The 21,412-nt window shown below is 50.6% G+C and carries 22 protein-coding genes; 6 read left to right on the top strand and 16 right to left on the bottom strand.

What is annotated here, in order from left to right; translation table 11 throughout:
* Positions 1-327: 327 nt before the first annotated feature.
* From RBK99_RS06650 to folE2, 6 genes are all read right to left on the bottom strand, one after another.
* Positions 328-897: a GNAT family N-acetyltransferase gene (locus tag RBK99_RS06650; RefSeq protein ID WP_317503851.1), complete on the bottom strand. Its 570-nt coding sequence runs from the start codon at positions 895-897 to the stop codon at positions 328-330.
* Positions 897-2,276, bottom strand: a complete 1,380-nt coding sequence (gene ahcY, locus RBK99_RS06655; RefSeq protein ID WP_317503852.1) for an adenosylhomocysteinase — start codon at positions 2,274-2,276, stop codon at positions 897-899. The genes RBK99_RS06650 and ahcY overlap by 1 nt, the downstream gene beginning before the upstream one ends.
* Positions 2,277-2,324: 48 nt before the next feature.
* Complete coding sequence (locus RBK99_RS06660; RefSeq protein ID WP_317503853.1) at positions 2,325-3,335, bottom strand: adenosine kinase; 1,011 nt, start codon at positions 3,333-3,335, stop codon at positions 2,325-2,327.
* A gap of 50 nt (positions 3,336-3,385) precedes the next feature.
* Complete coding sequence (locus tag RBK99_RS06665) at positions 3,386-4,342, bottom strand: cobalamin biosynthesis protein CobD/CbiB (protein ID WP_317503854.1); 957 nt, start codon at positions 4,340-4,342, stop codon at positions 3,386-3,388.
* Positions 4,343-4,388: 46 nt separating this feature from the next.
* A complete protein-coding gene (locus RBK99_RS06670; protein ID WP_317503855.1) occupies positions 4,389-4,940 on the bottom strand; it encodes a DUF2726 domain-containing protein in 552 nt (183 codons plus the stop codon).
* 91 nt (positions 4,941-5,031) lie between these two features.
* Positions 5,032-5,958, bottom strand: coding sequence for a GTP cyclohydrolase FolE2 (folE2, locus tag RBK99_RS06675; protein ID WP_317503856.1), 927 nt, complete (start codon positions 5,956-5,958; stop codon positions 5,032-5,034).
* 198 nt (positions 5,959-6,156) lie between these two features.
* Between folE2 and RBK99_RS06680 the strand changes: the two genes are divergently transcribed.
* Positions 6,157-6,507, top strand: a complete 351-nt coding sequence (locus tag RBK99_RS06680) for an Hpt domain-containing protein (protein WP_317503857.1) — start codon at positions 6,157-6,159, stop codon at positions 6,505-6,507.
* On the opposite strand, the gene arcA is transcribed toward RBK99_RS06680, so the two are convergent.
* The 8 genes from arcA to RBK99_RS06720 all read right to left on the bottom strand — a co-directional run bounded on the left by arcA (position 6,501) and on the right by RBK99_RS06720 (position 14,537).
* Positions 6,501-7,223, bottom strand: a complete 723-nt coding sequence (gene arcA / locus RBK99_RS06685; RefSeq protein ID WP_054491171.1) for a two-component system response regulator ArcA — start codon at positions 7,221-7,223, stop codon at positions 6,501-6,503. The genes RBK99_RS06680 and arcA overlap by 7 nt on opposite strands.
* Positions 7,224-7,323: 100 nt before the next feature.
* Entirely contained in the window at positions 7,324-8,943 is a 1,620-nt protein-coding gene (locus tag RBK99_RS06690) for an ATP-binding protein (protein WP_317503858.1), read from the bottom strand.
* A 94-nt stretch (positions 8,944-9,037) separates the two neighbouring features.
* Positions 9,038-10,042: a class I SAM-dependent methyltransferase gene (locus RBK99_RS06695; RefSeq protein ID WP_317503859.1), complete on the bottom strand. Its 1,005-nt coding sequence runs from the start codon at positions 10,040-10,042 to the stop codon at positions 9,038-9,040.
* A gap of 16 nt (positions 10,043-10,058) precedes the next feature.
* Positions 10,059-11,765: a flagellar assembly protein A gene (locus tag RBK99_RS06700; protein WP_317503860.1), complete on the bottom strand. Its 1,707-nt coding sequence runs from the start codon at positions 11,763-11,765 to the stop codon at positions 10,059-10,061.
* A gap of 77 nt (positions 11,766-11,842) precedes the next feature.
* Positions 11,843-12,199 (bottom strand): Hpt domain-containing protein, encoded by a 357-nt coding sequence (locus RBK99_RS06705; protein WP_317503861.1) that lies wholly within the window; start codon positions 12,197-12,199, stop codon positions 11,843-11,845.
* A complete protein-coding gene (locus RBK99_RS06710; RefSeq protein WP_317503862.1) occupies positions 12,189-13,211 on the bottom strand; it encodes a succinylglutamate desuccinylase/aspartoacylase family protein in 1,023 nt (340 codons plus the stop codon). The genes RBK99_RS06705 and RBK99_RS06710 overlap by 11 nt, the downstream gene beginning before the upstream one ends.
* Position 13,212: 1 nt before the next feature.
* Positions 13,213-14,118, bottom strand: a complete 906-nt coding sequence (gene rimK, locus RBK99_RS06715) for a 30S ribosomal protein S6--L-glutamate ligase (RefSeq protein WP_317503863.1) — start codon at positions 14,116-14,118, stop codon at positions 13,213-13,215.
* Positions 14,115-14,537 carry an ATP-dependent zinc protease family protein gene (locus tag RBK99_RS06720; protein WP_317503864.1) on the bottom strand — a complete coding sequence of 141 codons (423 nt, stop codon included), beginning with the start codon at positions 14,535-14,537 and terminating at the stop codon, positions 14,115-14,117. Before RBK99_RS06720 ends, rimK begins: the two co-directional genes overlap by 4 nt.
* A 169-nt stretch (positions 14,538-14,706) precedes the next feature.
* On the opposite strand from RBK99_RS06720, the gene RBK99_RS06725 reads away from it, so the two are divergent.
* Positions 14,707-15,441, top strand: a complete 735-nt coding sequence (locus tag RBK99_RS06725) for an EAL domain-containing protein (protein WP_317503865.1) — start codon at positions 14,707-14,709, stop codon at positions 15,439-15,441.
* Positions 15,442-15,454: 13 nt separating this feature from the next.
* On the opposite strand, the gene RBK99_RS06730 is transcribed toward RBK99_RS06725, so the two are convergent.
* On the bottom strand, positions 15,455-16,126 hold the full coding sequence (locus RBK99_RS06730; protein ID WP_317503866.1) for a DUF2982 domain-containing protein: 672 nt from the start codon (positions 16,124-16,126) through the stop codon (positions 15,455-15,457).
* A gap of 20 nt (positions 16,127-16,146) precedes the next feature.
* Positions 16,147-16,821 carry a DNA mismatch repair endonuclease MutH gene (gene mutH, locus RBK99_RS06735; RefSeq protein WP_317503867.1) on the bottom strand — a complete coding sequence of 225 codons (675 nt, stop codon included), beginning with the start codon at positions 16,819-16,821 and terminating at the stop codon, positions 16,147-16,149.
* Positions 16,822-16,915: 94 nt separating this feature from the next.
* On the opposite strand from mutH, the gene rppH reads away from it, so the two are divergent.
* The 4 genes from rppH to lgt are packed head-to-tail and all read left to right on the top strand — an operon-like array spanning position 16,916 to position 21,313.
* A complete protein-coding gene (rppH, locus tag RBK99_RS06740) occupies positions 16,916-17,428 on the top strand; it encodes an RNA pyrophosphohydrolase (RefSeq protein ID WP_317503868.1) in 513 nt (170 codons plus the stop codon).
* Between the two features lie 5 nt (positions 17,429-17,433).
* Positions 17,434-19,704 (top strand): phosphoenolpyruvate--protein phosphotransferase, encoded by a 2,271-nt coding sequence (gene ptsP / locus RBK99_RS06745; RefSeq protein WP_317503990.1) that lies wholly within the window; start codon positions 17,434-17,436, stop codon positions 19,702-19,704.
* A 2-nt stretch (positions 19,705-19,706) separates the two neighbouring features.
* The gene (locus tag RBK99_RS06750; protein ID WP_317503869.1) at positions 19,707-20,498 is read left to right on the top strand and encodes a sulfite exporter TauE/SafE family protein; all 792 of its coding nucleotides are present in this window, start codon (positions 19,707-19,709) and stop codon (positions 20,496-20,498) included.
* 23 nt (positions 20,499-20,521) lie between these two features.
* Positions 20,522-21,313: a prolipoprotein diacylglyceryl transferase gene (gene lgt, locus RBK99_RS06755; protein ID WP_317503870.1), complete on the top strand. Its 792-nt coding sequence runs from the start codon at positions 20,522-20,524 to the stop codon at positions 21,311-21,313.
* The last annotated feature ends 99 nt before the right edge of the window (positions 21,314-21,412 follow it).

The following is a 21,412-nucleotide window of genomic DNA, read 5'->3' on the forward strand; positions in this document are numbered from 1 at the left end:
TCGCTTGAGCATTGAAGGCCTTGATGGCGGAGACGCTACGAGCTCATCCATGAGGGCTTGACGAAGGCCATCCATGGCCTTCGACACTCCGCCATCAAGGCCTTCAACACTCGTAACGCTCCCAAGTGAGCAACCTGCCCTGCTAGAATATACGGTAAATTGCGGCGGGTACGTAAGGTGTCAGGTAGTGAGCGCGCCCGACGGTTGCAGTGGGCTACTATGGAGGTGTGCAGCGCCATGGATGGCGCTGCCCAAGCCCTACAGGGATGTATTCACGGGCGTCCTCCATAGTAGCCCATGTAACCTCAGCGCTCGCTATCTGGCTCCTTACGTATCAAACCGCAGTAGCATTTCGCCGGCGTTGCAGTAGCAGGTGCCGTCGCATACCGGGCAGTAATAGCCGTCTTCAACTGAGGCTTTGTACCAGCGTTTTTCGTGTTGCTTAATCATTTCGCCACCGCAGCGGGTAAAGTATTCATACGCGCTGTTTTTAGGGCTTTGCATCCAAATGTGTGCAAGTCCACCCCGGCAACCCAGCTGCTTGGCAGCTTCAATACTGCGATGCAGCAGGCCTTTGCCTATACCTAACCCGCGCGCTTTTTCTGATACTGCGGCACACTTAAAGTAGCACAGTTTGTCAGCGCTAATCGGCCAGGCGTCGGGTGTGCAAAAGTCATCAATAGGCCATTGGCCGGGCGCCAGGGTAATTCGTATACCTAAGGGCGTATCACCGCGCAGGGCAATCCAGTTGAGTTGTACGTCACCTACGGTACCGGCATCCAGATACTGTTGAAAACTGTCTTCGTTCAGGTAGTTGTCACCATGAACTTCATTGGCCAGATCAATAACGGCCGCCGAATCGGCAGCCGTTATTTGACGATAAATAATATCGCTCATTAGTAACGGTAAAGGTCAGTCTTAAACGGACCTTCTTCATTTACGTGGATATAAGCTGCCTGCTCACCCGTTAGCTTGGTGATGACACCACCAAAACCCTGCACCATGTAACGCGCAACTTCTTCGTCCAGCTGCTTCGGCAGAACTTCTACGCGCAAGTACTCTTCCTGCTGCTTCGCGTCCATGTCCGAAAACTTCTGTTCAAACAAGTGAATTTGAGCCAGCACCTGGTTAGCGAAGGAACCATCCATAATACGGCTTGGGTGCCCGGTGGCGTTACCCAGGTTCACCAGGCGCCCTTCGGCCAACAGGAGTAGGTAATCGTTATCGTCGTCTGAGCGGTAAATCTTGTGCACCTGTGGCTTAATTTCTTCCCAGCGCCAGTTTTTACGCATAAAGGCCGTATCAATTTCGTTATCAAAATGGCCAATGTTGCAAACCAGAGCCGTCGGTTTCAGTGCGGCCAGCATGTAACGGTCGCACACGTCCATATTACCGGTGGTGGTCACAATCAGGTCGGTGTTGCCGAGCAAGTCTTTATTGATGTTTTCGCCGTTACCGGTGTTTTTGCCTTCAAGGTAAGGAGACACCACTTCAAAGCCGTCCATGCACGCTTGCATCGCGCAAATCGGATCAATTTCGCTGATCTTAACAATCATGCCTTCCTGACGAAGGCTGGCGGCAGAGCCTTTACCCACATCGCCATAACCCACAACCAGAGCTTTCTTGCCTGACAACAGGTGGTCAGTAGAGCGCTTAATGGCGTCGTTTAGCGAGTGGCGACAGCCGTACTTATTGTCGTTTTTCGACTTAGTCACGGCATCGTTAACGTTAATAGCCGGAACTTTTAACGTGCCTTTTTCCAGCATGTCCAGCAAACGGTGAACACCCGTAGTGGTTTCTTCGGTAATGCCGTGTACGTTGTCCAGCATTTGCGGGAACTCGTCGTGGATCATCAGAGTTAAATCACCGCCGTCATCCAAAATCATATTGGCGTCCCAAAGCTCGCCATCTTTGTGGCACGTTTGCTTCAGACACCAGTCATATTCTTCTTCGGTTTCGCCTTTCCAGGCAAATACCGGAACGCCTGCAGCTGCCATGGCTGCTGCAGCGTGGTCCTGAGTGGAGAAAATGTTGCACGACGACCAGCGCACTTCTGCGCCCAGCTCAAGCAGAGTTTCAATTAACACTGCTGTCTGGATGGTCATGTGGATACAACCAATGATGCGAGCGCCCGACAGCGGCTTACTGTCAGCGTATTTACGGCGGATAGTCATCAACGCCGGCATTTCAGATTCTGCAATCGCAATTTCCTTGCGACCCCATTCAGCTAAGCTAATATCTGCAACTTTGTAGTCTTGCCAATCTTCTGCACTCATAGCGACTCTCTTTTTCAATGAATTTTTCAGTAAACTGAATTATCAAATTCAGGCGGTTTGATTCTGCATAACGCGTTCAATTAACTGCTGCTGACGGTCTTTGTCCAGTCGCGCACCAAACTCGGTCACCAGTTCAGCCGCCGCGTGGCTGGCTAAACGGCCTGCGTCTTCTAACGACATATCACGCGTTAAACCATACAGCATAGCACCTGCAAACATATCGCCGGCACCATTGGTATCAATAGCTTTAACCGGTACGCCCGGAATATGAACCTGGCGTTCGCGGTTGGCAATTAAGGCACCATCTTTACCTAGAGTAATAGCAACCGTGTCTGCCTGCTTAAGTAATACGGACAAAGCGGCCTGAGGATCGTCCTTGCCAGTTAATAATTCTGCTTCTTCCCGATTACAGAACATTAAATCGACACCCCCTTCCAGTATTTCATCAATACCGTCACGGAAAAATTTGACCATAGCCGGGTCGGAACAGGTCATGACCAGTTTCGTCTTGTTCTCGCGAGCCACTTTCTTTGCGTGCTGAATGGCGCCACGGGCTATCTCAGAGGTAATTAAATACCCTTCAATATAAAGGTAATTAGCCGCTGCAATCGCATCGTCGTCAATTTCAACTGTGGATAAGTCGGCAGTAATACCCAGATGGGTTCGCATTGTGCGTTCTGCGTCCGGGGTCACCATCACCAGGCAACGACCGGTAATACCCGGATTCTGTTGCTGCTTCAGGCTGGTTTCTATGCCGACTTGCTCTAAGTCCTGCCGGTAGAACATACCCGCTTCGTCATCCGCCACTTTACAACAATAGTAGGCTTTACCGCCAAATTGAGCAAAAGCAACCAATGAGTTAGCGGCCGAGCCACCACCACACTGCTTCTTTAATTCACCCAACTCACTCAGTTCGGCAATGAGGGTATTTTGAGCGTCTTCATCAATCAGCTCCATCATGCCTTTTTTTAAATTGTGCTTCTGCAGGAAGTCCTCAGTGACCTCAAACTCCTGATCCACCAGCGCATTGCCAATGCCGATTACATCAATGGTTTTCATAGTATTAAATGGTTGCCTTATTAGGGCGCGTAGTATACCCGATGAGTCCGTCAGGGTCGATAAATGAACAAGACTAAAAGTGTAATAACCAGACAAGTGACAAAAAACAGCTGCCACTGCCTTTGCCAGCGCAGCGCTCTGGGTAATAACAACTCGGGCGGACGTCCGTCAAAACGTTGCCGTGCAACCCGAACCCCCTGAACTTGTATAGGGCCACCCAGGCCCACCCGGTGACAATAGCTGAAACTCTGCAACCAACTGAGCAGTACCGTTGGAAACAGGGCGTTACGGTTTAATGATTTTAGTTTGGGCTTATCTCGCTGAAACAGAGCCATAAAACGCGCCGCCAGAGAGAGCAAAAAGGACGGTAAAAAGTGTGTGATGGTGTAAAGCCAGTGTGTGGTCGCGCCAAAGTATCGATAGCGCGGCTGCGCAACCGGCCATACCTGGGTTAATTCCACTAACGTACGTATGCCAAGTGCAGCGAGCGGGCCACCGGCGAACCAAAATAATAAGGGGGTGAAACGGTGCTCCAGAATACTGGATGCGCGCAGTTCCAGGCTGGTTTTAGCTATGCCGTGTTCACTTAATAAATCACAGTCACGCCAGGTAATGCGACTTAGCCAGGCTCGGGCGGCGTTTTTCCTGCCTCGCTGTAAGTGGCTGTCGGCCAGTTTAACAGCCTGGTTTACCGGCTGCTGGCGCAAGCTAACCAGTAAAATCAACCAACCAACGGCCAGCGACACTTCCGCTCCGGCAAAAACAATGGCGGCCGGCAACAGCACCAGCAACGACATTGTGAGCCAGGCCAGGAAGCCTGCCAGTCGTTGCTGACGAACTGAGCGTCCGGGTTTATTCACCTTGGAGCTCAGGTAGGACGCCATTAGCCGGAAAACGGCAAGTGGGTGCCACTGTTCCGGCCAGGGAAACCAGCGCTCAGCCAATAGCGCCAGCAGAGCCAGCGCTACAGGGGATAACAGCAGTTGGGTTAATAACTCGGTGTTCATGGCACTATACTGCCACGGAGCGCATCACTCGGCAATCACGTGGCAATCAAGCGGCAATCGGCTGGTTGTCTTTGTTCTTATTTGTCGGTACGGCAGCGCGGACGTGTTCCGCCTGACGAATTTTTCCGTGAATGTAGTCGTGCAGTTCAGCCAAACGATAGCCCGGTTTTGCTTTAAACCGCAAAAACGGGAGTCCGGCAGCGGCCAGAGTGTTTTTCAAAAACAAGTTGCGTTTCTGCTGGTTCATGGAAGACTGGCTGGGCTCGAGCTCTATGGCTGCCTTAACTTCCATGGTGTTAATGTCGCACAATACATAGTCAAGAATACGTTGGCTGGCTTTATTGTGTGCGTCTTTGCGAGCAGTGGAGGATAACCCGGAACGAACAGAAACAATATCACTTAAGCGGACTTTAGTGAAAATTCGAAAGTCATCGCCAACTGATTTTTCCAACAACGTCAGAAACTGGTCTTCCTGAGCGGTGCACAGTGCGGCATCTTTCAGCTTGTAAGGGTAGGGCACATAGTTTTCAGACATTCGGCTGGCAATAATAGCCACCGCAATTAACACCACAACAAATAACAACAGGATAATTTCCATTTTCACACCTCATCAGAAAATTGACGCTCTGTGAGGTATGAAGCAAAAGCTATGCCACTAATGGGCATTAATGGAAATTATCTCAATTGGGTTAGGTTGAGTAACCGCCGGGAATGCCCTTGGTCGTGACACTAACAGCATCGTGCGCGTGCAGAGACTCGTAATGGTTAACTCGTAACCAGAAGTCGCGGAAGTGCGACATTTGGTTCAGTTGGTGCTGTAAGCGACGTGAAGCGTCCTCGCAGAACATCAGATTTTGACCATTTAAGCGGGCGAATTCCTGCTCGTCTTCGCGTTTAACGGCAGCTTGAACCGGTGTTTTAAGGGCATCTTCAATGGCGTCAATAAGTTCCACGATAGGGAAGTCGTTCACGGTTTCACTCAAGGCCACTTTTACTTCAGCAACGGAACGTTGACTGTGTGGTGTTGCGACAATACCTTCGGTAGAGCCTAACCATTCATGCAAAGTATCTGCATCCACTTGCTCCTGACCGGCAAACTTTTCGCTGAACGCATCCTGGATTAATTGACGCGCTAAAGCAGCAGAGCATGGGCAGGTTGATGAGTAAGGTACATCAACGGACAACTCCAGCTTGAGCTGGCCTGTGTCATAGCGACCGGTTAAGCTCACCGGGTATGCTTTCCAGCCCTGCTTTTTGCTAATCAGCGACTTGCGACGCAAATGGTAGTCAAATTCGAATTTGATGAAGGCCCGGTTACTAATGTCTTTATGGCTTTCAATAAAGTCATTCAGTAATTGCTTCATCGAATCATGACTGAGCTCACCTTCGGTTGATAGTTTGTCCAGCAATAAATACAGGCGAGACATGTGGATACCCTTGGTTTTAGGGTCCTTTAAGTTGACGAAAGCTTCCACTTTGGCTGCTACAGGGCGTTCAGACGCACCGGCCGCAGCGACCATTAATGGAACTTCAATGTTGCTCATGCCAACCCAATCCAAGGCTCCCTCTGTCTGGGCCTGCGTTTGGTTGGCTACGTCGGGCATAACTGTTGGCATTCGTTGTGAACTCCAAGTCTCGTGAATATTGTCCGGTCAGTTTGATCTTGATCAAGTTGACTCAGTCTAAAGGTGGGCATTATATCGCAGAATTTAACCAGGTGACACCGATTGCCCTAATCGATTCTCTCTGCACAGTGGTTGACTAAAAACAGGAATACGCCGAGGATAGGGTTTTGGATTGATGGAGCAGATAAAATGGCAGAAAAACCGGACATTGATACAGAGTTGTTGCAGCAGTATATCGATTCACTGGGTATTGAGGGCGTAAGGGCAACTCTGACAACCTTTGACGGTATTATTCAAAGCTACGCCAAGTTACTGCACCAGGCGGCTAAAAACCGTAATGAAGAGGAACTGCGCAACCAGGCGCATAAAGTCAAAGGGGCCTGCAGTTCGGTTGGCTTAACCGGTTTGTCTAAAATGATGGAAAAAGTGGAAAAAGACGACTGGGAATGGCCTACAGTGGAACGGCAGCTGATTGAATGGGCCGATGCGGTCATACCACACCGGCAGCAACTTGAAGCCTGGCTAGCGACGCATCACTGAGCCTGCTGGTCAACCTCACCAATAAACCGATAACCTTCACCATGGATGGTGGTAATGAGGTTTGGCGTTTCCGGATGCGATTCGAAATGCCGGCGAATGCGACGAATAGCCACATCGACCGTACGATCATTCGGGCGCAGTTCGCGGTCTAACATACGTTTCACCAATGTCTCACGGTCAAGAATACGTCCCGGATTTGATAAGAACAGTTCTAACGCGCGGTACTCACTTTTCGGCAGACGGAACATCTGGTTTTCTGGTGAATACAGGCAGCGGCTGTCACTGTTTAAGCGCCATCCGTGGAACTGAAATTCAACACTGTTGTTTTCTACCGGGTTGCTTGAGCGCGAGGCTTCAATACGGCGGCACAGGTTACGTACCCGAATGGTCAGCTCTTTTGGATTGTAAGGCTTAATAAGGTAATCATCAGCCCCCAGTTCAAGTGCCAGCAAACGATCATCTTCGCTGTCGCGGCCGGTCAGGAAAATTAATCCGATATTGTCGCTTTCGCGAAGTGATTCCGCTAATTCCAGACCGTTTTTGCCTGGCAAGTTGACGTCCATAATAACAACATCAACACGTTCCTGACGCATGATGTTTTCCATTTGCAGGCCATCAGCAGCATCAAAAACTTCGTAGCCTTCTTGCTGGAACAGACGGGTCAGGGTCTGGCGAGTAACAACTTCGTCTTCAACAATCAGTATTCTGGCATTCATAAGCGTTGATTTTCCCGGAAAGTTCGTCGCTGAGCGTACGGTGTTGAACTTATATTTATAAAAGTTATGACGTTACATTATGACTTTTGTTTGAGATTTTTCAAGCATTGCTGACCAAAGTAACAGGGAAACGAACAATAAACTCTACCCCATTCTTTTCCTCGCTGAAGAAGTGGATACTTCCTCCTAATACCTGGGTTACCAGGTTGTATACCAAATGAAGGCCGAGTCCGCTTCCTCCCGAGCCGCGCTTGGTCGTGACAAAGGGATCAAATATCTTACGGCTGATATCGCCTGGAACCCCTTTGCCGTTGTCGCTATACACCATTTCAAGTTCGTTGTCGCTCAGCATGTTAAAGCTGATATTAATCTGCCCGCTATCGTATCCGTCGAAGGCGTGGATCATCGAATTAACAATTAAATTCATCAGCACCTGGTTAAGCGGCCCCGCTTTCGCCCGCACTGTTAAATTAGAGGGGCAGGCAATATGAATCGGAAACTTTTCAAGGTCCAGGCGCCGCGGTTTTACAGAAATCAGTACGTCGTTTAAAAAGGACGGAAGGTGAATGTCACGATCAATTTCCGAGGACTGGTCTACCGCCACCTGCTTAAAGCTGGTGACCAAATCGGCTGCACGGCCTAAGTTACGGTAGATAATTTGTAAGTTCTCGTCACAATCACTTAAAAAACGCTCAAATTCGGACGTTGAAATGCGTTTTTCGTCGAACTTCTCTTGCATAACCGTCAGCTTATCCTGCAGCAGCGTCGATGCGGTAACCGACAAGCCAATAGGTGTATTCACTTCGTGGGCAATGCCGGCAACCATGTCGCCCAGCGAGGCCATTTTTTCTGACTCAACCAGTTGCCCCTGATACTGATGCAGCTGCTCCAGCGTTTTTAACAGCTCACTGTTGGATTCTTTTAACGCCTGCGTGCGCTGAGTGACCTGGCGTTCCAGTTCCGTGTTGAGCTGGCTGGCTTCTTCCTCGGCCCGGCGTTGACGGCTAATGTGCTGCTGTACACGGTCAAGCATGGTGTTAAAGGCATGCGCCATCATGTCAAACTCAACCAGCTGCGAAGGGGCCAACCGCAAAGAGTAGTTCTTGTCCCGCGCCACTTGAGAAATCACATCAACCACCGAGTCCAGCGGCGTTACAATCGTTCTTCGTAATCGCAGAGTTGCCAGCCAACAGGTCAGAATGGTCAGTACGAAAACCACACTGGCAACGGCTATAGAACGCCACATAAATAGGCGAGACTGTTCCAGCGAGGCGCGCAAATAAACAAAACCAATCACTTCGTCATCCAGTACCACCGGCTGCGATACTTCAATGTAACCGTCGTTAACTTGGGGCGTAATCAGTTTATCCAGTTTTGAGAATCGGGCCGGAATAGGCGCCAGGCCCTGTTTATTGTAACTGGAAAAGAACGTGAGCTCGTTACTGGTTTCATCCATTTTATACACGTGAACGTGCTGTATAAAGTCGGTATTTTCTAAAGAGTTTAAGCGTTGTTTTTCGGTGGCGTTATCATCAAAAACCAGACTGCTGGCGGCGTTACCGGCCACAATGCGAGTGTAAGACAGCGCTTGATCCCGCAACGACTCTTCGTATTGGGCAACCTGACTGACAATGTTAATGGTAAAGCCGACAAGAAGCGCGAAGCTGGTAACCAACAACACGATATAAATCAGTATGCGCTTCAATGAAATGGTATGCATTCAGTCTACAGCTCAGTCTCTGAAAAAAGTTTGTTTATATATGTTAGCAAAGCGTTAACAAAAAAGGCATCGCTTAAACAAAAAAATTAGTTATTTATCGATAAGTGGCATGGTAAACGCGATAGCGACCATCGTCAGCAAGTGTATCGCAGTGGCCAAAAAACGTTTCAATGACCTCAGGCCAGGGCAGAAAACGGTTCGCCACTATTCTCAAAATCCCTTTCTTATTAAGGTGTTGCTTTGCACTTTGAATAAATGCCCTGGCTATTTCATAGTCAATTTTTTGTCCGGTATGAAATGGGGGGTTACTCAGTATAAAATCAAATTTTCCTGCCTCTTCGGGAATGCCGTCAGCTAAACACAATTGCACATTTTCCTGCTCTGCTGCTAGCGTCATCTGGCTTGCGGCAATGGCAATAGGACTCACATCGCAGGCCATAAGTTCCGTTGCTGATGCGTGTATATGTTTTGCAATAACGCCTGCGCCGCAAGCAAAATCAAGCCCGCGGCCTGCCGGTAAATTACTGGTGTACTGCAACAGTAGCTGAGTCGCCGGATCAATATGGTCGCGGCTGAACACGCCGGGCAAGGTCACAAACGACAGCGTTTTGCTATTAAGCTCATAAGACAGTGTGCGCGCATAGTTGACTAAGGGCTGAGGCTGGTGTGGCTGCTCATTGCGTGCACTGGAAAACAACAGGCAATGGTTAGCCGATGCCAGTTTTTGTGCAGGGCGCAGCCAGTCAGGCAGCTTATTCATGAGCGGCTTAATGCCAGAGCGTTTTTCACCAGCAAACCAGATTGGTGTACTCGACGGCAGCGCGGCCAACTGCTCCAACAAATAGTGGTTCAGCTCTTTTTCTTTCGCTACTAACAGTAAAATGCCGTCGTACTTTTCCAGGTCAGGCGCCTGCGCCTGGCAAAATACGTCGCGCCCGGCCAGTTCCCATTGGGCTGCATGCCCCGCATGAAAACACCAGGCTGAGGCGTTACTCAAGGCTGCCAGCTCTGCGCCGCCAGGATGAATAATCAATAATGAACCATTATTCCAGGGCTGGGCAGACTGCCTGCCCAACAGAGATAAAATTGCTGATGACATAGTGATGGTTAACGGCTTAGGTTAAGCTGTCTACTCGTAGTTGTTTGTCCTGAAGTAAGAACATTGTACCATTTCGATGCTCTTTAATGCGCAGACTTTTCTCTTTGAATAAAAACAAAATGCCCGGGAATACTTCTTTACTGGCCATAGTGCGCAGTACCGGGTGGTTTTCAAAGGCTTCCAGTACGGAGTCGATGCTGGTCCGGGTCGTGACAATACGCGCTTTTAACTTGCGCAGTTCGTTTTTCAGCTTAGTTTCGTACTCCCGCTTTTTAGCTCCGTCTTCCAGCTTATCGCAGCGGTCAAGCCCTTGTTGCACGACCTTTACCCGAGCCAGAGTTTTGGCCAGAACTCCGCGCATATTCTTTAAGTGTTCGAGAGACTGCGGATCCACCGGCGGCAGTGACCAGTAAATTCTCGTTTTGGTTCCGGCGGGCGCTCCCAACTGACCACAGTAAATATGATCACAGGTTTCAATGGTGCCACCAATGAGTTTACCGCGGGCCGCGCGGCCTTCGCCGCCAATGGCTAATGGCCCCCGGGTTATCACATGACAGTGAGTTAACTGTTTGTCGGTATGCACACCGTTTTGTGCATCAAAGCAGGAATACTGGGCGTAGGCACACCAGATAGAGCCACCGGCAACCAACTTGGTAGAGACATCCGGTATCCAGTCATCCGCATCTTCGTCGTGCTCGGCTGTTTCGCCGGAATTCAGTAAGCGACCAATGCAGCCCTTGCGTACCGTAATGTTGCCCTCGGCGTGAAGTTCGGCTGAATCGACATACCCGCCGACGGTAATGTCACCAGAGCAGGTCACTTTCATGCCTTCGCTTACATTGCCGCTGACAATAACGCTGCCTTTAAACTTAACGTGCCCGGTGGACACATCCACGTTGTTTAACTGCATCACGTCATCAACCTGCACGCTGTTATCATTAAAACTGGGCATGCCGGTGCGCTCAGCAATAATCATATTTGCGTCAGTATCGCTAATGCGGGTGCCTTCGCCGGGTTTAAAGTCGCGATCTTCACCATCATTTGCCGGCAGTTCCTGACCAAATACGGTAAAACCGGGACGTCCTTTGCTGGGCGGAATTTTTTGCAGTAAGGGTTGCTCGGGGTCGACGGTCACTTCGGCCCCTAAATCACGCATATCAACGGTTCCGTCTTCGCGTGACTGGGGTCGCAAAACACGTTTGCGGGCATCATCGGTCAGAGGTTTAAATTTGGCGTTACTGCCGTTAATGGGGTATTTACCTTTAGCGACGGTAACCGAAAGCTCAGCGCCCGGTGGTGCCTCGCTGGTGTGTTCAACCAAAGCGTCAATGGCTTTTCGCTGAATACCCGAGGTTACTTTTTTCTCTTTTAGCTTGGCAATAATGGCTTCTTGAGTTAACGCTTTGCCGCCATAGCCAACAATCGCACTGGCGGTTGCCCGCATATCATCGTCACTGACTTGTAATGCGAGGTCAGCATCAAAAATTTCAGCAATAATGACCTGAAAAGGGATGCTGCTGTTGGAGTCCTTGCTGTGGTGTTGGGCGTACTTGGTGGCCGTCTGCGCTAACATTTGAGGGTCTAACAATTTCGCAGCCGAAAACTCAGAAGCTTGCCATGCTTTCTGCAACTGCTCTGCTTTGACCTCTGAGGGAGACGTCCCTGCGTCGATGCTAATATAAACGTCTCTTTCAGAAACCCGAAAACTGACCGGACTGGACATAGGGCGCCTGTTTTTAACTGTTGTTATAATTTTTATCGGGCGATTTTAACGAATATTAACTATTTTTTGTACTAATTTTAATCGCCCAAAGCGGATTGTTTGCAATACGCCTCTATTTTGTTATTGATAATGGTCAAGTGCGAGTTAACTTGTCTAATCGCCTCACTGCGCTGTTGTGGGTCTTTTTGTTGCCAGTCTTTAAACAGTTGTGCAGCTAAATCGCTCAAGCCTGCAGCACCAACAGTCGCGCTTAAACTTTTTAATGTATGCAATTCCAGTCGGGCTGAATCGTAATTGTCCAGTAAGGTTTCTGCACTGAGTAGCGGCCGGAACTGATCCAGATAGCAGGCAAGAACCTCCCGGTAAAGTTCATGCTGCCCATCGCAGTGACGCAAGCCGCGGTTAAAATCAATCTGTGTAAAATCACTGCTCATACGGTTTGTTCTCATACACCTCAGTAAAGGAACCAACACTCTCGGTCGCGTCCGACATCGCCTCTTTATCAAACTGTGCGACATTAAACAGGGCTTCGCCTTCATTCGCCACCGGGATGTTACTGCAGCCTATGATAATACCTCGCACCGGTGATTCAACCTCATCACCATCACCACCGTGAGGACTCACGCTTAACGCTAATACTTGTTGCTTTTGAATGGTTTGACCCAGCTCAACTTGTGGAATGATAAGGCCATCGCGCTCGGCTCTTATCCAGGTAGAGCGTCGGGCAATAACCGGTGTAATGCGGCGTCCGCGCCGACGGCCTTTCATCATTTTAAGGTGTTTCATGACATTCTGAACACCAATAACGCCCGCGCTTATTGAGGCTTCATCAAACCGCAGTGCTTCACCGGCTTCATATAAAATAAGCGGAATACCCAGCTCGTTGGCCAATGCGCGCAGTGAGCCGTCCCGTTCTTTAGAGTGCAGAATAACCGGGGTGCTAAAGGCTTTAGCCATTGCCAGCGCTTTTTCATTTTCAATATCAACACGAATTTGTGGCAAGTTGCTGCGATGAATAGCGCCGGTGTGCAAATCGACAATATGCGTCGACTTCTTCACCAGCTCTTCATTAAACAAATACGCCATACGACTGCCCATAGCACCGCGTTCCGACCCCGGAAAGCAGCGGTTCAAATCGCGTCGGTCGGGCAAATAGCGCGACTGCTGAATAAAGCCGAACAGGTTAACAATAGGAACCACTATCAAGGTGCCGTGCAGCGTGCGGGCATCAATGGTATTAATTAAACGTCGGCAAACCTCAATACCATTCAGTTCGTCGCCGTGAATAGCGGCACTGACTAATAAAACCGGACCCGGCTTGGTGCCATGAAACACATCAATCCGTAAATCCAGCGGTGCGTCGTTGTATAAACGCAAAGCTGGAAGCGTAATATGTTCATGTGAACCGGTTTCTACCTGTTGCCCGGCCAGTTCAAAATGAGTCATTCTAACCGCGTCCTTTGGTACGAGTTTTGTGTGCTTTGGCATTTTTCTCAAGGAAGCTGATAATTTGTGAGGCCACGTCTTTTTCCGTTGCCTGCTCAATGCCTTCCAGCCCCGGCGACGAATTGACTTCCATCACTAAGGGTCCGTGGTTTGAACGTAAAATATCGACACCGGCAACATTAAGGCCCATAGTCTTAGCGGCTTTCACGGCCGTTGCACGCTCAGCGGGTGTCAGCTTCACCAGCGACGCGCTGCCGCCACGGTGAAGGTTGGAGCGAAACTCTCCGGCTTTGGCCTGGCGTTTCATGGCCGCAATAACCTTGTCACCAATCACCAGGCAACGAATGTCTGCACCGCCGGCTTCTTTAATGTATTCCTGCACCATAAAGTGCGACTGCAAACCCATAAAGGCTTCAATCACACTTTCGGCCGCCTGACGCGTTTCGGCTAACACCACACCAATACCCTGAGTGCCTTCCAGTAATTTAATTACCAGCGGTGCACCACCGACCATATCAATTAAGTCGGGAATGTCCTGCGGTTGGCTGGCAAAACCGGTGGTTGGCAGGCCTATGCCTTTGCGTGACAGCAGTTGCAGTGACCGTAGTTTGTCACGGCTACGGGAAATAGCGACTGACTCATTCAGCGGGTAGCTACCAATCATTTCAAACTGGCGCAAAACAGCAGTGCCGTAAAAGGTGACTGAGGCGCCAATACGAGGAATAACGCAATCGTAAACCGGTAACTCTTTACCGTGCTTGTGAATTGACGACTCGCGAGCATTAATGTCCATGTAACATCTTAATGGGTTCAGCACATCAACTTCGTGGCCTTTCTGCTCTGCCGCTTCGACTAAACGACGTGTTGAATACAGCGACGCGTTACGCGATAAAATCGCAATTCTCATTGCTCTTCTCCTAATAAGTGAGAGGCTTCGGGGTCGACAACAAAATGACCACGCATGGCTTGCCGACCCAATAACATCCGGAATTTCATAGTGTCTCTGTTAGTTAACGTCAGTTCGACGGGATGGTCAAACTTACCCAATTGCAGTCGGGTTCGGATCACATAACGGGTTTCAGTATGCCCGCCGGAATCGGTTACATCGCGCTTATCAAATACCGGGGCTTCGCAAATCTGCTCGCGCAGCGATTCCTGCTCAGGGTGCATAAAAATGCGTAACCATTCCTCTCCGTCACGCTCAAACGGTTCCAGTTTAAACGCGTGCAGACACGAGGTTTTAGCGCCAGTATCGACTTTCATATGAATTGGGTTAATATTGAGTTCAGGAAGTGCTCCCCACTCTTGCCAGCCAATTGTTGTCATTGTGCTACCTTGTTATAAATCTTGAATGCTTAATACAGTATTTTAGTAAAAAGGCAATTTTTATTTGTCGGGCCTGACCGTCATGTCAGCTTTAATTGCTTTTACGTTTTTTTTAAAACTGGTACCTTAGCTTAGGTATCAAGTTATACAACTCTACTAAGGATAGCCTATGTCTGCATGCCCAACCTGTAACTGCCGCCAACCTCTGGGCTTTGGTATAAAAATGGCGTTTCAGCCAATCGTCGACATTTCGAATAAAACCGTCTTTGCCTACGAGGCCTTAGTGCGCGGAGAAAACGGTGAAGGCGCTGGACGGATACTGGGGCAAGTGACCGAAGATAACAAGTACACCTTTGATCAGAGTTGCCGGGTTAAAGCGATAGAAACAGCGTCCCGTATTGGGTTGCCGGGCAGAGTCAGCATTAACTTCATGCCTAACGCAATTTACGAGCCGGAAACGTGTCTGGCAAAAACACTAGAAACGGCGCAAAGAACCAATTTCGATCGCAACAATATTATTTTCGAAGTGACCGAGCAAGAGCAGGTGGTCAGCCAGCAGTTTTTGGTGGAAGTGTTTGAGGCGTATCGTAAAGAAGGGTTCAAAACCGCCATCGATGACTTTGGAGCCGGGTACGCCGGGCTCAACCTGCTGGCTGATTTTCAGCCCGATATTCTGAAGATTGATATGAAATTGATACGTGACGTTCAGCAGAGCAAAGTGAAGCAAACGCTGGTTCGCTCTATTCAGCAGATAGGGGAAGAGCTGGGTATTCAGCTGATAGCCGAAGGCATTGAAACCGAAGATGAGTACAAGTACCTGCGTGACAGCGGTATTCACTTAATGCAGGGCTACTACTTTCAAAAGCCGCTGTTAGAAGCCATTCAGGACGTTAATTTCCCGTAATTAGGCGGCGATGTCATGATACATCGCCACGCGAGGCCTGTAATTTTTGTAAATGGGCTTTAAAATCGTAAATATCGCGGTCTAAGGCGTTAGCACTCACGTAGATATCGTAACCGAGCAGCTCCCGCATCTGCTCCATACGCTTTCCAAACACACCAATTAAGCCTTTGTAGACGGTACCGTTGGGGCTGATGTAGCTGTCGGGAATATCAAAGTAGGGCGTATAGTCTTCGCGATCCGGAGCCTGGTGTCTCAGCGCCATGGTCAGTAACTGACGTTGCTCAAACATCAGAGCCGAAGCCAGACGTGGCGAAATATCATCCAGAACTTCCTCAATATGGTAAAGCCGAAAGCCCAGAAAGGGGGCATCTTCGAGTTCCATCACCCGATTCACCCGCGGCACATCGTAACGAATAATATTGTCCCAGCGAATATGCCACTGACCCCGGCGGTGTAAATAACGAATACCTTCGGGCGTTATCACTAACGACACGGGCGGCTCAATGAGCTTACCAATACCCAGCAGCATAAAAATACCCGACGTTGCCCCTAGCACCACAGACAAGCCAACGGGGATATCGTCACGAACCAGATGCATGAAGACCAGTACCGCAAACAACAATAGCGCTAACCCACAAAACGTGAGGGCGTTGCGTTTAGCGTGCGGGCTGACATTAAATTGCATACTTTCTCCTGTGTGTCGGGTTACGCAAACATCCGCTGCAATACACTGCGGGTGAATTCTTTTTTCAGATAAAAGCCCCGCGGACGTACTTCAATTATAGTACCTTCCGGGCCAATGGCCTCGGTCAGCGCTGAGCCGTCTGCCGCCTTAGGCCGAATCTGCATGGCTTCGCCCTGACGCGCGGTAATGCTCTCCACCTGACCTAAAGCAATGCGATCCATATGCTCCTCCCAGTCGGCACGCAGTAAGGCTTCTTCCTCGGCATTGGGCCGCCACAAAAAGGCACTGCCAACCACGCGTTCGGGCAACGGCACGTTGCGGCGACCGTCAATGGGCAGCCACAATACTTGTTGTAATTTATTTCGTACGTTAGAAGTGGCCCATTGGACGCCCTGAATATTTACCAATGGCGCGGTACAAACGAAAGTGGTTTCCAGCGGCTCACCGTCGGGGGTTACCGGCAGAGTTTTCAGTTCCACGCCTAACTCCGGGAAGTCCTGTGTAGGCTTAGAGCCTGCGGTAGCGCCCAGTTGCCGCTCTAGCAGCTGGCCTACCCAGCCCTTGTCGCGACGCAAATCTTTTGGCACCTTCAGCCCACTCTCAGCAGCCAGTTCTGCAAAAGAATGACCGGCTAAAGCGGCTGCGCGTTGAAACAATTCATCAATAGACTGAGGACGTTGTGGCTTGTCGGTCATGACTTAAATCTTCGTAAATAGTGAATCAGCATTTGCCCGCAACCGGGCTTTATGGAAGAATCCACTGTAACAGAGAATAATTGAGGATGCTCGCGTGATAGATGCAGAAGGGTTCCGGGCAAACGTAGGAATCGTCATCTGTAACGGGCATGGGCAGGTATTTTGGGCTCGTCGAATTAACCAGCAAAGCTGGCAGTTTCCGCAAGGCGGAATTCACGAAGGCGAGACCCCTGAACAGGCAATGTACCGCGAACTCTATGAAGAGGTCGGGTTAAAGCCAGAGCAGGTTGAAATTCTGTACACCAGTCGTCAGTGGTTGCGTTATCGCTTGCCAAAGCGCTTAATTCGACGCGAACAACGGCCCATGTGTGTTGGACAAAAGCAAAAGTGGTTTTTGTTGCGACTAAAATGTCGTGAAGAAGACGTAGATGTATTACATTCAGGTCACCCTGAATTTGATGGCTGGCGCTGGGTCAGCTTCTGGTATCCGGTGCGGCAAGTCGTATCCTTCAAGCGCGACGTTTATCGTCGGGTGATGAAAGAGTTTGCTTCACATGCTATGCCATTTCGAGCGGCGGGAGGGCGTCAGCACAGGCGCAAACGTTAATTATGATGCTGGTGACACTGCAACGGATCGTCCAGGGCGTGAACAAGGCACCCGATTTCAACATGGCGTTAAGCACCATGGTGGGTCAGGTGCGCGAAGCCTTAGAAACCGACAGTTGCAGTGTGTTTTTAGCCGACAATGAACAACGCCAGTTCGTCATGGCCGCCAGTGACGGTCTCCGCGCCGAAGACGGCAAACCCGTCCGGGTGGATTTTGGTGAAGGCATTATCAGTTTGGCGGCGCAGCGTGAAGAGCCGCTGAATATTGCCGATGCCAGCATGCACCCCTCCAATAAAAAGCTCAGTGACACCAACGAAAGCATTTACCGTGGTTTGCTGGCTGCGCCCATTATTCACCGCCGTAAAGTGCTTGGCATTGTGGTGGTGCACCAAAGCGTTGCGCGTCACTTCAGTCGCGAAGAAGAAGCCTTTATTGTCACGTTGGCGGCGCAGCTGGCGGCCGTCATTGCGCACGCCGATGCCAAAGGTTTGCTGGCAAGTGAGCACTCACCCTGGATCCACAGTTTAAGAGGGTTGCCCGGCTCACCGGGGGTCGCTGTCGGTGAGGCGTATGTCTCACGCCCGGAAGCGCGTTTAGATGAAGTCACCCCGCGGCGCTCTGACAAACCCATTCACGAAATTCGGAAATTCCGCCAGGCGGTCGCCCGTACCCGCGCCGACTTAAAAGAGTTGTCGCGACGCATGGCAGGGCAGGTGCCCGACGACACTCTGGCTATTTTTGATGTGTACCATGGGATGCTCGACGCCGCCAGTATGGGCGATGCCGTTGAGAACATGATCAAAGAAGGCTGGCGCGCGCAAACCGCATTAAAATATGTGGTCGAGCAGTTTGTGGCGCAGTTTGAGGCACTGGAAGACTCTTATTTACAGGAACGTGCGACCGACGTGCGCGACATAGGTCAGCGCGTGTTGCTTCATTTGCAAAACCGGCAGCGCCGTCGTAAGCCGTTGCCGGATAACTTCATTCTGGTGGCGGACGAAGTGACCGCCTCCATGCTGGCAGAACTGCCGCGTGAACAAATTGCCGGTATTATTTCCTTAAACGGCTCCAGCAACTCGCACGCCGCCATTATGGCGCGCAGCATGAACATTCCGGCCGTACTGGGTGTCGACGACATTGAGCTGCATTTCTTCTCTGACCGGTTGCTGGCGGTAGACGGTTACACCGGCGAAATTTACGTTGATCCGCCCGCGCAGGTGCTAACGCAGTTTCATCAATTGGCGGAAGAAGAGCAAGAGCTGCGCGACATTGTTGCTGAAAACAGTCATCTACCGGCCGAAACTCAGGACGGCGTACGCGTTAGCCTGCACCTTAATTTAGGGCTCGATGTTACCCACGACTACCTCAAAACACTGAGCATAGACGGTGTGGGCCTGTACCGGTCTGAAATTCCGTTTATGATGCGCGACCAGTTGCCCACCGAAGACGAACAAACCGAAATGTATCAGGAAGTGCTGGAACAGTTTCCTGACCAGCCAGTGGTCATGCGAACGCTGGACGTGGGTGGTGACAAACCACTGCCGTATTTCCCGTTAAAGGAAGACAACCCCTTTCTGGGCTGGCGCGGAATACGATTAACGCTGGACCATCCGGAAATCTTCTTAATTCAAATTCGTGCCATGCTGCGGGCCAGCATTGGCAAAAGCAATTTACGTATTTTGCTGCCCATGATAACCAGTACCAGCGAGGTGGACGAAGCGTCGCGGCTTATCAAGCAGGCGTACTTTGAAGTGGCCGAAGAGCAGGGCTGCGAAGTGGGCGTGAACCTGTTTCAACCGCAGTTGGGCGTCATGATAGAAGTGCCCGCGGCTATTTATCAGTTACCGGCCATGGCCAGCAAAGTCGACTTTTTCTCGGTGGGCAGTAACGACCTCACCCAGTATCTATTGGCTGTAGACCGTAATAACCGTCGCGTTGCCAGCCTCTACGACGCCTACCACCCGGCGGTATTGGCCAGCCTGGACGAAATAGCCCGCCGTTGTGAAGAAATAGGCAAGCCCGTGAGCGTGTGTGGAGAACTAGCCGGCGACCCCGGCGGCGCGCTGCTGCTGGTTGCCATGGGCTATCGACAGTTAAGCATGAACAGTTACAACGTCGACCGGGTGCGCTGGATACTGCGTAATGTTCGCTCCAGTACCTTAAACGTGATGCTGGCAAAAGCGTTACAGGCGCGTAATCCCGACCAGATCCGTAAAATGATAGCTGACAAACTGGAAAGCATTGGGCTTGGCGGTTTTGTCAGGGCGGGGAAATAACCATGCTGTTAACGACCTGGCTTTGGTGCATTGGCGGTGGGGCCGTCGCGGGTTTACTGGCGGGTATGCTGGGTATTGGCGGCGGCTTAATCATTGTACCGCTGCTCATTTATTTGCTGCCTATTATTGGTGTGCCGCCCGAGTTGGTGGTCCCCAGCGCCATAGCCACCAGCCTGGCCACTATTTGCATGACCACGGCCAGTGCCTCCCGCGCTCATGCCAAGCACGGGTTAATGGAAAAGTTTTGGCTTATCAGAGTGTTGCCGGGGCTGTCGGTGGGGGCCATGACCGGCGCTTTTCTGGTTACGGTGATTGACCCGGACTGGTTAAAACGCATTTTCTCGGTAGTGCTCATAGCTCTGGCTATCCGTATGGTCTTGCCGCAAAAGCATGGCGAGCCTTTAACCTCGGTGTCGAAGCGGTTAGTTGCGCTGGGCAGCTATATTATCGGCACCATTTCGGGGTTGGTCGGTATTGGCGGTGGAGCGCTCACCGTGCCGTTTTTAAGTCGTATGCGGCTACCGGTGCGTCAGGCCATTGCCATTTCCTCGCTGGGCAGTTTTATTATTGGTTGCAGTTCGGTGGTCATGTTTATTTTAAACGGCTGGTTATCGGGCCGCGAAACCGGTGCGTTCGGCTTAATCAATGTGCCAGCCTGGCTGGGCATATCCATAGCCTCGGTGTTATTCGCTCCACTGGGTGCTAAACTGGCGCACAAATTACCGGTAAAACAGCTGCAACGGGTGTTTGCCGCATTTTTAATTCTGGTTGCTATACAACTCATTTTTAATTAGAGACAAAACAGGGAGTACACGCAGTGCCGTCTAATGACTATTGGCAGTTCCCCGCCATCGATCCGGTTATTGTTAACATTATCGGACCCTTCGACATACGCTGGTACGGATTAGCCTATCTGGCCGGTTTTGCGTTTGCTTATTTTTGGGGCATGCGCCAGACCAAACACGACCCTAACTGGAACAAAGATCAATTCAGCGACCTGCTGTTCTGGTGTTTTATCGGGGTCATTGTTGGCGGACGCGTGGGATACACCCTGTTTTACCAGTTTGAACGTTTTGCGGATAACCCTTTGTACTTGTTCTACATACACGAAGGCGGCATGTCCTTCCACGGCGGCTTGCTGGGCGTTATTGCAGCTATGTATCTGTACGCACTTAAAAAAGGCCGCTCCTTCCTGCAAGTGGGCGACTTCGTGGCGCCTTTAGTGCCGATGGGGCTGTTCTTCGGACGTATTGGTAACTTTATTAATGGCGAGCTCTGGGGTCGCGCAGCCGAGGTACCCTGGGCCATGTATTTCCCCAGTGGCGGGCCGGTGCCAAGGCACCCATCGCAGCTGTACGAAGCCTTACTGGAAGGCTTGCTGTTATTTGCTTTGCTGTATTGGTATCAGAAAAAGCCCCGCGGTGTCGGCGCCGTCAGTGGCTTGTTCCTGCTTGGCTACGGGGTGGCCCGATTTATCGTTGAATTCTTCCGCGAACCCGACGCACATTTAGGCCTGCTCTCTCTGGGCATGTCCATGGGCCAATGGCTGACCCTGCCAATGATCGTTCTGGGTATTTTCCTGATGGTCCGTGCAAAGTCCCGCGTTTAAACCGGGGCTTGGGGGAAACGGCTGTTGGGTCACATGTTTCGCTTGAGCGTTAAGGGGCGCTATGCCAGAGACGCTGCAAGTTCATCCATGAACGCTTGA

It is taken from the genome of Idiomarina solivarensis (assembly GCF_033052755.1).
In the GTDB taxonomy this organism is placed as follows: domain Bacteria; phylum Pseudomonadota; class Gammaproteobacteria; order Enterobacterales; family Alteromonadaceae; genus Idiomarina.